Raw genomic sequence first — 16,662 nt, 5'->3', positions numbered from 1 at the left:
GTAAATCAATACTGCAAATATAAAAAAGAAAGAGGGGTCATACCATTGAAAGTGATAAACGGCCTTATTTTATTTTTAATGCATTTTCTGCTTTTTCTACTTTTAGTGATCCTGAAAGTTTTAAATACCTTCTTTAGAGATAAAAAGTGATAAAAGCAGCCTTTTTAAGCTGCTTTCTTTCTTATGTTTTGTGCTATCGCTTAGGGGTTGGATATAGATCAGGTACATATTCATACAGATCTAGGAGATTGCAAAGTTATCTCGATGGCTTTTTCTTCTAACTTCATACATGGACAAAATAAAAAATTAGGAAATTATATAGAAGCCGTTTTTTTTCAAGCACACATTGAGCTTTCTAAGCTACTCTTCAACATGGAATTGATGTAACAGGATTAAATAATTACGGAAAAAAAGTTTGCTTTGAAGCAAGGGAGGGACGAGTTCCAAAGTTGGCTCAAGACGATACGGATTTCCTTTCAACGATAACCTGTGAGTTCGGAATGGCTTTTCCTTTAAACCACGAAATATTAATTTGCAGACTGCTAATTTTATATATCACTGATCATCTATTTCAAGTAATAAATTGAAATATGCGCATAGGCACCAAAGACAACGACCGACATGATCAGTATAAAGAAAAAATAAAATATAATATCCATTAAAGTGATCGCATATTTTTTTCTTTTCTTTTGTTCACGTTTTTTAGGTGCTTTACCTCCTTTCAATTTTGGAGGAACTTGTCTAATGACACCGAGTTTAGATTGACATGGCATATCACCTAATTGATTAAAATGTTTTCACCATCCCGAGTCCGAAAGTACCTGATCTGTAAGTCGGCATAATTAGTGCATTATTTTTAGGTTTGTTGGAGAATATTCTTTTGATTTTGGGGTATAACCAGTACGAGGCCTGGGTTGACAGTACACCAAGTCCAGCTCCCGCCACCACATCACTAAACCAGTGCCTATTGTTGTACATTCTCAAAATCCCTACTGTTGCAGCTGCGGTATAGCCTGAGATCGTGTACCAGACCGATTGGTCACCATATTCTCTGCGAAGAAATTCAGCCGAGGCAAATGCCTCCGCTGCGTGGCCGGAGGGAAATGCTCTCGGAGTTCCATCTGGCCTAGTGACAGCGGTGATCCCCTTAAGGCTTTGGGTAGTTGCATTTAAGATGATATTGGACAATAAATAAACCCCGCTTTGATCTAAGAGGCTATTTTTACCTTTAAGGCCTAATCCATTAAGTGCAAACACTGCTGCCCCAGGTGCAAATTGAAGGTAGTTGTCGACTATAAATTGCTTGTGGGGATGTTCGCTGTAAAATTCATGTTTTGCCTCAACGTCCAAATTTGTCAGCGCATTGTTTCCCAGCTTTACAAATCCATAAGCTAGCGCAACTGAAGGAATGATGATTGACGATACACGAACAGGGTTTTTAAAATTTTGTTGTTGATCTGCTTTCTTTTTACCTGATGTATCAGATATCGATTTGAAAACTACCGGAGGAGATTGACTGAATAAACTTGTAGTCCAAAACATCAAAAGGATTGAAATAGTATATGTAATGTGGTTTTTCATTTTTTAAATTATTTGATCTGATTTTACGACTACCAATGGGTGTTAAAAAAATGGATCATTTTCATGATAATAGCAGCTCCGAGTAAAACTGCCAGTATCCAGAAAAAAATCATCGAATAAAGCCCTGGCCTAATAGTCTTTTTTTTCTTTTTTGTTTTAGGTTTAAGTGAAGGTCTAGGCATATTTATTGTGTTTTTCACCGATTTATCCAGTTTATTTTTATGTGCATTCGACTTCATCCCTCAATCGTCTAAGTCTTCATTCTTATGATATTCCTGCATTTTCTTCTTCCACTTTAAATACCATTGCTGATGGTGAAGGATTAATAAAAAGAAAATCGCCGCCGATGAGGCAAATGCGATAATGAGCATATTCAACCCAACTGCAACACCGATCGCGGCTGTACACCAAATTGTAGCAGCGGTGGTCAACCCCTGAGACTGGTTCCTTTTATCATTTTTATAAATAATTCCTGCACCCAAAAAGCCAATGCCAACAATTACATTAGCTATTATCCTGGAGACAGCAGCCGTATCATTTAAATGCTGTCCAATGGCTGTAAATAAGGTTGCACCCAAACAAACAGCAGCATAGGTCCTTATGCCGGCACTACCTCCGTGTTTTTCCCGGTCGAATCCAATCCATGCACCAAGAAGAAGGGCGATCAAAAGTCGTAAAGCAATGCTTAATTCATTTTCCAAGTCCATTTTTCCAATTAAATCCATAGGTTATCCCTCAAGATTTAAAAACCATTCCTCAGCTTGTTTTATAGCTTCCTCAACAATGGCCAGTTCATTAACCGTTCTTTCCTGTTTTAGCTTGTTAGCGATCTCAATCGCTTTTTCCCTTATAATTGGTTTCAGATCCTGCATTTCGAGCGGAAAGTTTTCTAATGTCCACGTCATAAATATTTCTTTTTAGTATTAAAATTTTGATTTATTTCTGTGTAATGCCTGCGATAATATTAATTGTTAATGCGACAATAAACGTGTTAAAGGCAAAAGCTAAAATGCCGTGCATCCAGGCCAGCCGTCTTATTTTTCTAGAAGTAATCTGCACATCTGAAACCTGAAAGGTCATTCCAATAACAAAAGAGAAGTAAGTGAAATCCATATAGTCGGGTTCTTCTTCATCTGGAAATATTAAGCCTTCCGGTTTTATGTTTTTTCCTCCCTTATGATGGTCCAAATCGCAATAATAAAGATGGGCGTAGCGCAATGTAAATACGGTGTGTAGGAGCCACCAAGAGCCTGCAACGCAAGCAAGAGGGATTATAGCGGTTCCGGAAAATTCCTTTTCGGTTTGGGATGAGGCATTTTCCAAGAGTAAAAGCACAGCCAATAGACTGGCGAATGCCGCTGCGATTACAAAGAAAAAAATCACTGTCCGGCTGGAATCCTGAGCATGAGCCTCATGCTTTACATCGGCAGGATGGGAGCTTAGAATGGTGATCCATGCCAATATTAATGTACTCATAACATACGCTAGCCAAGTCAGCATGTAATGAATCGGATCTTTAAATTTACCTGTAGTAGCTACAAAAAACAGAACTGAAACTCCTATTGAAGTATACAACTTGTGATGTGCATCCACTTGGTTGATGTAATTGGCTATTTTTCTTAGACGGTCTACCATGTTAATTTTCCCCTTCTTAAATAATAGAGGTATAATTTAAAAGTAAAATGGGCAATAACGAGACTGATTACTACCCCAATGAGGATTTCGTGTGGGTAGTTCCAACCACTATGTAAATTAGTATACAAGTTGATAATTGCCCAGGCGACAACCATTGCTTTGAGCGGCCAGTAATGTTTCTTGAAATAAAGACAGCTGAAATAGGCAATTCCCGCTAAGCTTGAAGACATAGGAAGACAACCAAACTGTTTGCCAATCCCGACGGCTTTTACTTGCATGGAACCAGCCATAGTTTCCATATATAATGGACGCAGGTGTGCAAACAATAAGTTGACCGTGAAGATCATTCCATTGCAAACCACAACATACAACCCGATAAAAACTAGTACCTGCATAAATTTCATCTTATCATAAAAAAGTGTCATTAATACCAGGAAACCATAAAAGAGAATTAATAAATAGAAGTTTCCTGATTGTAGCATGAGCTTAGCAATAAATTGGTTATGGTTGTCGTTTGCCCAAAAAAGAATGGTTTCGTCAACTTCTACGATGTCGCTTAAAATGTGATGGTCTGCAAGGATAAATCCAATAAGCAGGGCAGAAAAAACCGTAACCGTCACCATAACGGGAAAATAGGTATCTAGTATTCTCATTGGATAATCAGGTTAAACTTTTGGATTCTTCATCTTTGTAGCGTTTGCTAGAATAGATCCGTTATTCCCAATTGGCCACCGTCGTATGCACGGAAAACGATGGCCAGCCATAAGGCTTTAGGGAATGATATTGTCTTTAAGCTTTCTTCTTTCTTCCAGACTTAATGGTTTGTTTTTGGTTGTTTTTATAGGCAAGGAGGCGAAGTGCATTCCCAACGACGACTAAGGTGGAACCTTCATGTGCCATCACTGCGGGCCCGATAGAGGTCACCCCCAGAATCGTAAGCGGTATCAAAACTGCCACTACACCCAGACTAATCCAAAGGTTTTGCTTAATGATACCCTTTGCCTTGCGGCTTAAGCCTATTGCAAAAGGCAGACTTTCCAGCTTGTCTCCCATTAGGGCAATATCTGCGGTTTCTAAAGCGACATCAGATCCGGCAGCTCCCATAGCAATACCTACCGTACTCTTGGCCATTGCCGGAGCATCATTAACACCATCACCAACCATAGCCACCATTTTTTCCGATTTATCCAGTTTTTGGACAGCTTTAACTTTATCCTCTGGCATGAGGTTACCCATCGCATCAGTGATGCCGATCTGTTTAGCAACAGCTTCAGCCACCTGCTGGTTATCCCCTGTCAGCATGATCATTTTTTTAATACCTAACGCAGAAAGTTCTTTCAGCACATTTTTAGCCTCTTTACGGGGTACATCCATCAGAGATAGAATACCTATGAAATCCTTATCCTGTTTGACCAGCATAGAGGTGTGACCACCCTTTTCCAGGTCTTCCACTTGTTTGATGATCTCCGCTGGTACATTGTCTTTTTCAAACAATGCCTTATTTCCAATGAGTATCTTTTTACCGCCAACTTCCGCTTGTACGCCCCGTCCTGTGATGCCTTTCACTTTACTGGCCTCTGGAATAGATTGCTTTTTAAGTTTTTCAAGACCTCCTTTGACGATAGCCTCTGCAAGGGGATGGTCACTTAGTTTCTCTACTGCAATGGCTACGACCAGTAAATCCTCCTCAGAAATCCCGTTTAACGGGATCACGTTGGTTAACTGAGGTTTTCCTTCAGTCAGCGTGCCGGTTTTATCAAAAGCAATAGCATTCAGAGATCCCAGGTCTTCTAGTGGTCTTCCGCCTTTAATCAAAACCCCACCTCTGGCAGCACGGGCGACACCGCTTAATACCGCACTTGGAGTGGAAATGGCAAGCGCACAAGGACTAGCGGCCACCAATACAGCCATCGCCCGGTAAAAGCTTTTGCTAAATGGTTCGTCGATCACCAGGAAAGCAAAACATAGCGCTGCCACCAGTACCAGTACAACTGGCACGAAGTACTTTTCGAATTTATCTGTAAACAACTGAGTTGGAGATTTTTGTTTCTCCGCCTCATTGACCATTTTTACCAGACGGGAAATGGTTGAATCTTTGGCTTCTTTGATCACCTTAACTTCCAGAACAGCTGCCCCGTTTATGGTACCTGCAAACACACGGTATTGGGGTTTAATGCTTTTTTCATTGGTGTAATCTTTATTTGGATCAGGAACAGGCGATTTGTCGACCGGTACACTTTCCCCGGTTATCGGTGCCTGATTTACGCTTCCTTCGCCTTTGATAACCACACCATCCGCCGGTATTTTACTGTTGGGTTTGATGACAATGAGATCCCCTAAAACCAATTCTTCAATACGAATTTCCTGTTGGCTGCCATCCCTAACCACCAATGCAGTTGGGGGAGCTAGGCTGGTCAGCGCCTCAATGGATTTACGTGCTTTACTCATTGCGTAATGTTCCAGTGCATGTCCCAAACTGAAAAGGAATAGCAACAGGGCACCTTCCATCCATGAACCCAATATGGCAGCCCCGATTGCAGCAACCAGCATCAGGAAATCAATCTCAAACCCGCCTTTCATTATGGTTTGAATTGCTTCCTTGGCCGTAAAGAAGCCCCCAAAGAAATAGGCAATTATATAAAGGATAAGACTGACCAGTTCAGGCATACCTGCCACATAAGATAATCCGAAGCCCGCTCCCAGAGCAGTTCCGCAAATCAATGAAAATATCAGCTCTGTATTTTTTCCGAAAACTCCGCTGTGTTCATGCCCTTTTTCTTCGACATGACTATCCGATTTACCAACGGCCCCGACTTTGGTGCTCGCTGATTTAGCCCCGTTTTTCACAGGTAGGGTTTTTGGTTGATTTCCATTTTTTTTGTCTGTTTTCATAACTATGGGATTGATGTTAGTGTTGAAACTTTGAGCGGCCGAGAGGTTACTCTTTTAGCCCTCCTTTACTATATAAATAATAGGCTGTCTGGTAATAGGCAATCGCCTCATTGATCAGTTGCTGAGAAACTTTTTCCTTCCTTTGTTCGTTTGTTGATCTGTTGTAAAAAGCGGATTCAACTTTCCTGCGAGGACTTAAAATGACCAAACTGTCATTCTTCATAAAACCCAACTTCTGATAAGTGGCAATCATTGTCCTGGGAACATAAGTACTGTCCAGTACATTTTTGCCATAATTATTATTGATGTATGACCAGTTCAGTAAGGAAAATAAAGTGGGATAAAGGTCTATCTGCGAACAGATCTTATCTATACGAGTTGGCCTACTATTCGGTATATTATAGACTAATGCGGGGATATGATATTTCGCTACATCGATCTCGTTCTTACCGGCACTACTTGCACAATGGTCCGCTATAAAAATAAATATGGTATTGGAGAACCATGGCTTTGATTTGGCCTGTTTTAGAAATTGACCAATTGCAAAATCAGTGTATTTTACCGCGCCGTCTCTGCCAGAACCAGAGGGAATGTCAATTTTTCTTTCAGGATAAGTGAACGGCCTATGGTTGGAGGTGGTCATTACAAAATTGTAAAATGACTGCTTAGCCGTAAATTTTGCATCGGCATCCTTAAGTACTGCACCAAATAAATCTTGATCGCAGATTCCCCAGGCATTTTCAAAATTGACCTCGTTGTCGGGTATCATCGTTCTTCTTGTTTTGTAATCATCACCAATGGCGAGTTTCCTGCCCCTGTCCACAATGTCAAACCCATTACTGCCAAAATATTGGTTCATGTTATCGAAATAACCGTCGCCTCCATAAAAGAACGTTGTTTGATAGCCTTTGGTTCTGAAAATGCTGCCAATAGTGCTCAATTGTTTATTCTTTTCCCTCCGGACTATACTGTTTCCGGGGGTTGGGGGTACAGCCAGTGTTAATGCCTCCATTCCCCGTACTGTCCTTGTGCCGGTGGCATACATATTCGTAAAGAATAAGCTATGATCTGCCAGAGAATCCAATACTGGGGTAATTTTCCGTTCATTCCCAAATTTCCCCATAAAATCTGCGCTAAAGCTTTCCAGTACAACCATGATTACATTAGGTAATTGTTGTTCACCGCCTAACGGTTTGATGTTTTTTCTAATCGACTGTAAGTTACCTGTATATCTGGAGCCTGACTCCTTAAGTAAACTCCGGGTAATGGCAAAAGCCTGCTCATTACTCAATAGTGAATAAAACTGTTCATAATTGAGTTCATTGTTTTTGAAAGCCGAAAAGAAGGAATAAATTCCCGCCTTAGATAGTTCATTCTGATATCGGTTTTCACTTTTTTCCGCCCAGCTATTGTTTATGTACAATGCGTAAACAGCAATCAATAAACCCATGATCAGCGAATGGATAAGTCGCCATTTGAACCTTGTGTTGGATTTGAAACTGTCACTAAAATTGTTGGTCCTGATCAGTAGAACCATAACTGCAATAGTAATGGCAACTACACCAGAAATTAGGTAGGGCAAAGGGTAAGATTCATTGATATTATTAACAACCTCATGCGTATAGATCAGATAGTCAACAGCAATAAAATTAAACCTACTTTCAAACTCTCCCCAAAAGGTGAACTCCGCAAAAAAGGAGAACACAGAGATTAAGATCATTAAAAAGACAATTATATAACTGACAACCTTATTAAAAGATGAGCGGTTTAACTTCTGAGGCAGTAATAATAGATAAATTGCATACAAGAGGCCAAAATATAAAACTACTCCAAAGTCAAAAATCAAACCTTTCGTAAATATACTTAAGGCGCTTTTTAAAGTCAATTCGGTATCTTTAAGCGAGACATAAATAAAAGCAATACGTAGCGATATCGATGCGGTTATGAAAAACACCGCAAACGCATAAAGTACCGCATACCGGCTTTTCAACGGGTTAAAAGTCATAAGCCATTTTTTAAATTAGGGTACATAGAAATTATGTGCGCAGATTTGCTGCACATAATTTCATTCTATTTACTTAGTTCTTTTTGAGTATTTTCTAATGCCCCTCATGTTCTTCGCTATTTTTCAATTTCGATAGCAGATCGTAAGCTCCCGTTAAAACAACCTTTCCTTTAAGATCCATACCTTTTGGCAATTCCAACTGTATATATCCGCCATCACTGGTTCCAGTAGTAACTTCCAGAATCTCAAAGTGAAAGGATTCTCCTTCAGCTTCTTTTTCATGCTCTGATTCCTTTGGATCATGCTTATGTCCCGTTTCATTTTTTTCTTTTGCATGGCCGGCCTCTTTTCCTGCCGCTTTTGCAATGAAAATGTATTTTTTATTCTGGAAATCAACTACAGCACTGAGTGGTAAGGCCATAGCTTGGGTGGTACCGGCCTCGATATAAGCTTTTAAATAAGTACCCGGAATAAAATTTTTGCTTCCTTTGGCAATTGCGTGTACAGTAACGGTTTTGTCTGTTGCAATTTCCTTTCCTACCAGCTGAACTACGGCCCGCTGTTGAATGGTATCGGGATCATTCGCTAAGATAAATCTTACGCCTTGTCCCGGTTTCACTTTGTCCACATCTTTTTCAAAGACCTTTAACTCAACGTGCAGGTTTGAATTGTCTACAATTTCAAACATGACATCATTAGGGTTTATGAATTTCCCGCTATTCACATTTACCTTGGTCACATAACCGCTGATTGGTGCGTAGATATTTATCTCACTTCTGATATTCGTAGGAGACAAGCTGCCGGGATTGATGTTGATCAGGCGTAGGCGTTGCTTTAATGCATTTTCTCTGGCCTGGATGATCTGATACTGGGATTTTGCCTGTTGCAGGGTTTTTTGTGAATTTACATTCTGACTTGCAAGCGTCTGCTGACGTTTGTACTCCGAATCGGCTAATTCCAGCTGGCTTTTGCTTTCCAGATAATCTTGCTGAAGCTGTACATATTCCTGGTTTTGAAGCACAGCTATCACTTGTCCTTTGCTAACGCTACTGCCTTGCAAAAGTGGTGTTGACCTTACTATGCCGCCCATTTGGGTGGTGATACTTACTAAATTCTGCGGTGGAACATCGATGTAACCATTAACTTTTAAAAGTCCGCTTAATGACTTCAATTCAGGTGAGCCTAAGGTCACACCAATTGCTTTATATTGTGATTGGGTAATCTCCACTGAATTCTCATTTTCCTCATGGGCTTCTTCTGCCGGGGCTGCTGTTGCCTCAGTTTCCTTCTTATTTCCACCACAAGAGGCGATTAAAATAGCCAAGAGCAGTACTGAAGTGATACGTGTGATATTATGAATTGTCTTTTTCATTTCTTATTGATTATATACCCATAAGGTATTGAAGTGTGTAAACTGATTGATTGTATTGATTGATGGCCTGCAGGTAATTAAACCGGATCTCTGAATAAGTACGTAAGGCCTGCAAGTATTCTACATAACCAATTTCACCATTTTGAAAAGCGATTTGTGATTGCTTTAGAATTAGATTCACATTGGGTAAAGCACTCTTTTTGTAATAGTCAATACTTCTTGCGTTTTTCTGTAAATCCTGATATGCCTGTTTATACTGCCCTTGAAGATTAGTTTCAAATAAGTTAAATTGGCTTTCCGCAACTTGCTTTTCTATTCTTGCTGCTTTGATACGTGATGAAAAAGGTTTAAAGAAAATTGGAAGGGAAATGCCGGCCTGAACGCCTTGAAACCTTTTACTGCCACTAAAATACTGGTCATTTCCGTTGACATTCTGCGTTCCGATAATTGACTGGTTAAAATAACCGACGGTAAAATCAGGGCCTGAACGTGCTTTTTCTAATGCAAGAGCCTTATCTGCGACAACAATCTGCTGTTTTTGCAACGCAAGCAGAGGATTAGCTGAAATTGCACTGTCTAATGCCAAGTTATTGTATTCGTCTTGCTTAAACTGGTCTTTCGCAATTTCAATAATATCCTGTGAATTGAGCAGTCTTTGCAGCTCAGCTGTGTAGGCGAGAATATCAGATCGGTTCTTACTCATCTGGTTTAACACTTCATTATATTGGGTTTCGGCAGTGGTACTTTCCAATAAATTGGTTTCACCTGCTTTGTAGCGCAATGATGCTGCCTTTGCAAAATTACTGTATACAGAATCCTGGCTTTTATATAAGTCCTGTAATGCAACAAAGTATGCCAGTTGCGTATATGCACTTTTCACTTGATAACTCAGTTCTTTTTGGGTAACAGCCAGATTAATTTCGGCACTTTTGATTCGGGCATCGTATAGACCTCTCTGGTTTTTGAATACCCCAGGGTTTGGGATACTTTGGGATACACTGAAATTATTGTCTTTTCGTATGCTGTTAAACTGGCCATATTGGATATCGAAACTTGTTTTGCCCAGGTCAGTTGAACTTCCTCTTAAGGCCTGTTGCTGGTTAATCTGCAATCCTGAAGATTTTACTGCCTGGTTGTTTTTAATGGCCGTTTCAATCGCCTGGGTCATGGTTAAAGTTTGTCCAGGTATCTGCGCTTTTGCAGTTGGGCTAAAGAACAACAGGCAACTGATGATGATTGCAATTGCAGTCGCAGGAATAGACTTTGTTTTGCCCTTCCAGCTTTCAAAATAAGTATATAACACGGGTAATACAATAAGGGTTAAAATTGTTGAGGTAAGCAGACCGCCAATCACAACTGTGGCAAGAGGCTTTTGTACTTCCGCACCTGCGGCTGTTGAAATGGCCATTGGCAGGAATCCAAGGGAAGCCACAGTGGCAGTCATTAGTACTGGCCTTAACCTCAGCTCTGTTCCTTTCAGTACAATTTCGTTCAAGGTATATTTTCCTATTTTTTTGAGCCTGTTAAATTCAGTGATCAGCACGATCCCGTTAAGTACAGCAACCCCAAAAAGTGCAATAAAACCAACACCCGCCGAAATACTGAACGGCATGCCTCTTAGCAGTAGAGCGAAGATGCCACCGATAGCGGCCATTGGGATGGCAGAAAAGATCAGCAAGGACTGTTTAATAGAACCAAAAGAAAAATACAATAACAACAGGATGAGTAACAAAGCTACGGGTACTGCTACTGATAATCTTTTGGTTGCTTCTCTAAGATTTTCAAACTGACCGCCATAGGTAATATAATAACCGGCCGGCAACTTAACCTGCTGCTCTATTTTAGTCTGTATTTCCTCAACCACACTGGCAATATCGCGACCGCGTACATTTAAACCGACAATAATACGTCGCTTGGTGTCCTCACGCTGGATCTGGTTCGGGCCAATTTTAAACTCTACATCAGCAAGTTGCTCCAATGGTACCTGATTGCCATTTGGTGCAGTAACAAATACATTCTTAACGTCATCAATACCCTGACGGTTTTCCTGAGACAGGCGAACTACCATGTCGTAACGCTGTTCTCCCTCGTAAACCAGCCCCGCTGATTGTCCGGCAAATGCTGCATTTAAAGCCTGGTTCACAGTCTCTACACTTAATCCGTATTGTGCAATTCGATCTCTGTTTATTTTAACTACTATCTGGGGAAGACCTTCGGCTTGCTCCAGGTATAAGTCTTTGGCACCTTCGACCGAAGAAACAATGCTCCCGATTTTTTTAGAAAAATCCGTTAATGCAGTCAAGTCATCACCAAATATTTTAATACCAATGTCCTGTCTGACACCAGATATAAGTTCATTGGAGCGTAACTGAATGGGCTGGGAGAAGCCAAAACTCACACCCGCCACCTCTTTGAGGGCGTCACTCATCATTTCAGTTAGTTCTTCGCGGGTCTTAGCACTTGTCCATTCCTTTTTGTCTTTTAGGATGATGGTCAAGTCACAAGCCTCCATCGGCATCGGATCCGTAGGAATCTCAGCAGCGCCAATCTTGCCAACCACTTCTTTTACTTCCGGAAACTTTTTCACTAGAATGGCTGATGCCTGGTTCACTTTATCAATCGTCTGGGATAGGGAACTTCCTGTTAGTAATCTGGTCTCAACTGCAAAATCACCTTCCTCCAGATTTGGGATAAATTCTCCACCCATTCGGCTAAAGACGAATAGACTGACAACCAATAATGCGATAGAGGTAATCGTCACAGCCATTCTGCGTTTTAATGCACCTTTGATCATTGGGTGATAGTATTTGTGGAAGAAATCCATCATACGATCAGAAAAGTTTCTTTTGTGGGTTGGGTTTTTGCTCAAAAATAATGCAGATACCATAGGGACATACGTCATAGAGAGTAAAAATGCACCCAGGATTGCAAAGGAAACCGTTTGGGCCATCGGGCCAAACATTTTACCTTCAATACCTACCAATGCAAGGATAGGGAGGTAAACGATCAAAATGATGATCTCCCCAAAAGCAGCAGCAGACCTGATTTTTACAGCAGATTCATATACTTCTTTGTCCATTTCCTCCTGAGTCATTCTGCCTGCTTTACGCATGCCTAGGTGGTGCATCGTGGCCTCTACAATAATTACGGCTCCATCAACGATCAGACCAAAGTCAATTGCACCCAGGCTCATTAGGTTTCCTGATACCCCGAACAGGTTCATCATGGAAATGGCAAACAGCATCGCCAGCGGAATCACTGAGGCAACGACCAGTCCGGCCCGGAAGTTTCCAAGGAACAGTACCAATACAAAGATTACAATTAACGCACCTTCAATCAGGTTCTTAGCGACTGTGCCCATTGCTCTATCTACCAAAGCGCTCCGGTCAAGGAATGGTTCTACGACCACCCCTTCAGGAAGTGTTTTGCTGATCCTCTCTATTTTGAGCTTAACTTGTTTTACTACGTTATTTGCATTGGCGCCTTTAAGCATCATTACGATACCACCAACCGCTTCTCCTTGTGCCTCAGGTGTAGCACGGGTAAGTGCCCCATAACGAATAGAATTGCCAATCTGGACGTTTGCAATATCCCTGATTAGTACTGGTATACCACTTGGACTATTTTTAACTACGATCTTGTTAATATCAGAGATACTGCCTACGAATCCTTCACTTCGGATGAAGTATGCATTAGGTTTTTTATCAATATAAGCGCCACCCGTGTTTTGATTATTCTGTTCTAATGAAGTGAAGACGTCATTAATACTTAAGTTAAAGCTTCTTAACTTATCAGGATCCAGCGCAATTTCATATTGTTTTAATAAGCCGCCGAAGCTGTTCACCTCTGCAATGCCGGGTGTGCCTAAAAGTTGCTTTCTTACAATCCAGTCCTGAATGCTTCTAAGTTCAAGTGCAGTATATTTTTTCTCAAATCCCGGCTTGGCATGGATCACGTATTGATATATCTCACCAAGACCAGTCGATATAGGTGAGATCTCAGGGTTTCCCAAACCGCCGGGAATATTATTTTTAGCCTCAGCTAACTTTTCATTAACCTGTTGACGTGCCCAGTAAATATCTACGTCATCGTGGAACACAATGGTCACTACGGATAATCCGAACCTTGATATGGAACGAACCTGCTGTATTTCAGGAATAGTAGACATGGACTGTTCTACCGGATAGGATATTAAGCGTTCTATTTCCTGGCTGGCCAGTGAAGGGCTTAAAGTAATAACTTGCACCTGATTGTTTGTAATATCAGGTACTGCATCTATAGGAAGCTGTTTAAGGGAATAAATACCCCAGGCAATTAATGCAAGGGTAAACAGTCCAATAACAAGCTTGTTCTGTATAGAAAACTGAATGATTTTTTTCAGCATCGAATTAAAATTATGTTAGATAAAAAACTAATTAATGCATAGTCGACAACACTTCATGAGAAATGAACCGCAAGCAATAACATGATGATTTAACTAACTTAATTGAGGCGGTTGCCAAATGGAAAGAGAAACGGAAGCTGCATTGGCCGAATATAAATCAACATATTCCTTTTTCAATATTAAGGATATGGTTTTTATATGCACAACTTGATTGATTGGTATAGGTGTATTGCAGCAGGAGCAAGAACAAAATGGAGAACAGGAATCAAGATCAGATTTTGAATGGCCGTCGTCTGCTATAGTTTTAGAAATTCTATTTGTTACAGTAGCTCTGGAATTGTTCATATCCTTACAAGGCACGAAATTCATGACAAGGATGATAATAACAATAAGCCAGTTAACTATTTTCACAAAAAAATATTTTTTCCAAATGTATAAAAATATAATTCAGTATTACAAGAGAAAAATAAAATTTTTGCATCTATTGTTGAAGGTAGGATAAATCGTGTAATTTGAAGACGTATTGAAGAGATCCGGATATTATTTGCTAGGAACTCCAAAAGCATTGCTTATGGGGAAGGACAAGCTGTTGTAAAATTTGATTCTACGCAGATTTCTTTAGCACAATTGGAAGAGGCAGTAGAGAAAGAAACAGGTTATAAAATCATAAATAAATCAACCAATGACAACTAAAGCAATAATACTAGAATCTACCATAACTTGCCCTGTTTGCCAACATCAAAAAATGGAGATAATGCCGACAGATTCTTGCCAGTACTTCTATGAATGCGAAAAATGCAAGACAAGATTAAAACCTCAAGATGGAGACTGCTGTGTGTTCTGTAGCTATGGGACAGTTCCATGTCCCCCAATACAAGAAAACAAATCGTGTTGCTGAAATTCTGTAGAGGTGTAACAAACTCGTAGGAAAAAACAACATGGCGGCGAAGTCAAATCGTGGGGACAAAAAGAAGAATTTAAAAATGTCAATTACTTTCTTAGACATTATTTTTTTATTCTTCTATACCATTTCGATTCAAGTATGGTTTTTGGCGTGTATGCGTACTTCGCCCTGTTAAATAATGTAAATTGATTTTGGCTATTTCATTTTCAAAGTTCCAATTAAAAATAAGTTGATACTCCAAATTGTATTGCGGCAGTTTTGGTTGGTGGGTTGCCTAACAAATCCTTTTGACTTTGAATTCTGTAATTAGCCCTTAGAACGGTTTGTGGTCTTGGTCTAAAGCTAATCCCAGGCATTATGCTCCATAATTCATCACCAATATTTTCGTCTGTTTCTTTGAATTTTCCAACATTCCAATCAACATATTCAAAGCGGCAGGCAAGATTGATGGTGGCATTTTGCCAACCCAGAATTTCTCTTTTTAATATTGGCTGTACAATGTCGGCATATCCTCCTTGTTGTTTATTACCAAATTGTTGCGAATATGTTGTGGGAACATCTATATTGATCCATGCCCATTCTGCGGTAATAAAAGTGTTAAGGTTAGGCAAAGTGGTGTTAAAATCAATAGCAAATATATTTAACCTTCTTTTGTCGTCTATTACAATCCCGTCATCTAGCCATTTGTTATATATCCCGCCCATATAGGATAATCCGATTTCTCCTATTTTATTATGTCGGACTGCAATTTTTCCTGTCAATAGCGGTTGACCGCTGGCCATTTCTTCAAACCTTTCAGTATTCTCTTTTGCAGCTGGTAAAAAGGTCTTATTCTCTTTGTTGGCAATAATCGAATTATCAAACCCACTGGATGCATAAATTTCATAACCAAACATCCAATTTGTATTATAGTGTTTTCCATAAATGCCAAATCCGGCGTTACTCCATGTTGCAGGTAACATTTGTGTCATCGCAATCGGACGATCCGTAAATTCCCATTTTGGCCCATCATGGTTTTGATTGAAGGCACCTATTGGGTTCATAATCATTCCACCTCTTAAATTCAATAGGGGATGAAGCTCAAGATCGAGGGCGGCAAATTCTATTGCAATTTCCTTTTCGGCTGGTTCAAATTCAATTTCAGATAAAAATTTAATGCGTTTGCTAATAGTGGAAGCAACAAATAGCGTCATTCTTCTAAACTGAAATTGATGTCCCTCGGAAACACCATCTGTACCTGAATGTTGCCAGTTTGCTTCCATATACCCCCCTAAAGAAACTGGTAATTTCCCCACAGTGATGAATGGTCGTTCGTAAACGGCATCCATATTTAAGGATTGTTTAGCTGTGTCTAATGTTGATCTTTTAAGAAGTTTCGGGTCAATTTGAGCTTCTGCTATGTAGTATCCAATTAATATAATTGTGAGTGTAGTAATTACTTTTTTCATATCGCTTTAAGGGAGATTTTTAGTTGATTCGTTTCGATAACGATTGCAAATGTTCGCAGGTTGGTATCAGCCGGGCCATTTTGCATTATTCCTTTGTTGTTAAATTCACTACCGTGGGCGGGACATTGCAGTTTGTCTCCAAATACTTGTAATTCTGCTCCTAAGTGAGTGCATTCCATCCATAAAGCGGAATACGTGTTTTCATTAAAGCGGTATATGCATATAGGAAATTTTAGCAGATCATTGGTCACAATGATATATTTCTTAAATTGTTTTTTATTAGACTTGATTATAAAATCTGATATAGGGACAACCAAATTATCATCAGCAATTTCTCCTGATAAAATCTGTAAAGAACTACAACTTTCTAGCAGGGTTGGAATTCCCAGCCCTGCTAAACAAGCATAACCACAGTTTTTTATAAAATCTTTTCTTTTCATG

13 protein-coding genes are annotated in these 16,662 nt (G+C 39.9%); 1 reads left to right on the top strand and 12 read right to left on the bottom strand.

Features of this window, described 5'->3' with window-relative positions:
• Positions 1-786: 786 nt before the first annotated feature.
• The 10 genes from BUC20_RS20965 to BUC20_RS34460 all read right to left on the bottom strand — a co-directional run bounded on the left by BUC20_RS20965 (position 787) and on the right by BUC20_RS34460 (position 14,280).
• A complete protein-coding gene (locus BUC20_RS20965) occupies positions 787-1,581 on the bottom strand; it encodes a phosphatase PAP2 family protein (protein ID WP_068402233.1) in 795 nt (264 codons plus the stop codon).
• Positions 1,582-1,823: 242 nt separating this feature from the next.
• Positions 1,824-2,306 (bottom strand): MgtC/SapB family protein, encoded by a 483-nt coding sequence (locus BUC20_RS20955; protein WP_198163530.1) that lies wholly within the window; start codon positions 2,304-2,306, stop codon positions 1,824-1,826.
• Positions 2,307-2,309: 3 nt separating this feature from the next.
• Entirely contained in the window at positions 2,310-2,486 is a 177-nt protein-coding gene (locus tag BUC20_RS34100) for a DUF2188 domain-containing protein (protein WP_170123288.1), read from the bottom strand.
• Positions 2,487-2,517: 31 nt separating this feature from the next.
• Positions 2,518-3,216: a DUF1345 domain-containing protein gene (locus BUC20_RS20950; protein WP_073233008.1), complete on the bottom strand. Its 699-nt coding sequence runs from the start codon at positions 3,214-3,216 to the stop codon at positions 2,518-2,520.
• Positions 3,210-3,869, bottom strand: coding sequence for a hypothetical protein (locus tag BUC20_RS20945; protein WP_124558626.1), 660 nt, complete (start codon positions 3,867-3,869; stop codon positions 3,210-3,212). Before BUC20_RS20945 ends, BUC20_RS20950 begins: the two co-directional genes overlap by 7 nt.
• Before the next feature lie 136 nt (positions 3,870-4,005).
• On the bottom strand, positions 4,006-6,108 hold the full coding sequence (locus BUC20_RS20940; protein WP_084359278.1) for a heavy metal translocating P-type ATPase: 2,103 nt from the start codon (positions 6,106-6,108) through the stop codon (positions 4,006-4,008).
• Between the two features lie 46 nt (positions 6,109-6,154).
• The gene (locus BUC20_RS20935; RefSeq protein ID WP_068402227.1) at positions 6,155-8,113 is read right to left on the bottom strand and encodes an LTA synthase family protein; all 1,959 of its coding nucleotides are present in this window, start codon (positions 8,111-8,113) and stop codon (positions 6,155-6,157) included.
• Positions 8,114-8,207: 94 nt separating this feature from the next.
• Positions 8,208-9,485, bottom strand: a complete 1,278-nt coding sequence (locus BUC20_RS20930; protein WP_073233007.1) for an efflux RND transporter periplasmic adaptor subunit — start codon at positions 9,483-9,485, stop codon at positions 8,208-8,210.
• Positions 9,486-9,495: 10 nt separating this feature from the next.
• On the bottom strand, positions 9,496-13,869 hold the full coding sequence (locus tag BUC20_RS20925) for a CusA/CzcA family heavy metal efflux RND transporter (RefSeq protein ID WP_068402223.1): 4,374 nt from the start codon (positions 13,867-13,869) through the stop codon (positions 9,496-9,498).
• 93 nt (positions 13,870-13,962) lie between these two features.
• Positions 13,963-14,280, bottom strand: coding sequence for a DUF6660 family protein (locus BUC20_RS34460; protein WP_368388870.1), 318 nt, complete (start codon positions 14,278-14,280; stop codon positions 13,963-13,965).
• Positions 14,281-14,551: 271 nt separating this feature from the next.
• On the opposite strand from BUC20_RS34460, the gene BUC20_RS34415 reads away from it, so the two are divergent.
• Positions 14,552-14,767: a GDCCVxC domain-containing (seleno)protein gene (locus tag BUC20_RS34415; RefSeq protein ID WP_073233006.1), complete on the top strand. Its 216-nt coding sequence runs from the start codon at positions 14,552-14,554 to the stop codon at positions 14,765-14,767.
• A 224-nt stretch (positions 14,768-14,991) separates the two neighbouring features.
• Here BUC20_RS34415 and BUC20_RS20910 read toward each other — a convergent pair whose 3' ends face one another.
• Positions 14,992-16,221: a hypothetical protein gene (locus tag BUC20_RS20910; protein WP_068402219.1), complete on the bottom strand. Its 1,230-nt coding sequence runs from the start codon at positions 16,219-16,221 to the stop codon at positions 14,992-14,994.
• Positions 16,218-16,661: a QcrA and Rieske domain-containing protein gene (locus BUC20_RS20905; RefSeq protein ID WP_068402217.1), complete on the bottom strand. Its 444-nt coding sequence runs from the start codon at positions 16,659-16,661 to the stop codon at positions 16,218-16,220. The genes BUC20_RS20910 and BUC20_RS20905 overlap by 4 nt, the downstream gene beginning before the upstream one ends.
• Position 16,662 lies beyond the last annotated feature (1 nt).

The sequence above is a fragment of the Pedobacter caeni genome, from assembly GCF_900129215.1.
Classification (GTDB): domain Bacteria; phylum Bacteroidota; class Bacteroidia; order Sphingobacteriales; family Sphingobacteriaceae; genus Pedobacter; species Pedobacter caeni.
This window is presented reverse-complemented; position numbering and strand designations above follow the sequence as displayed.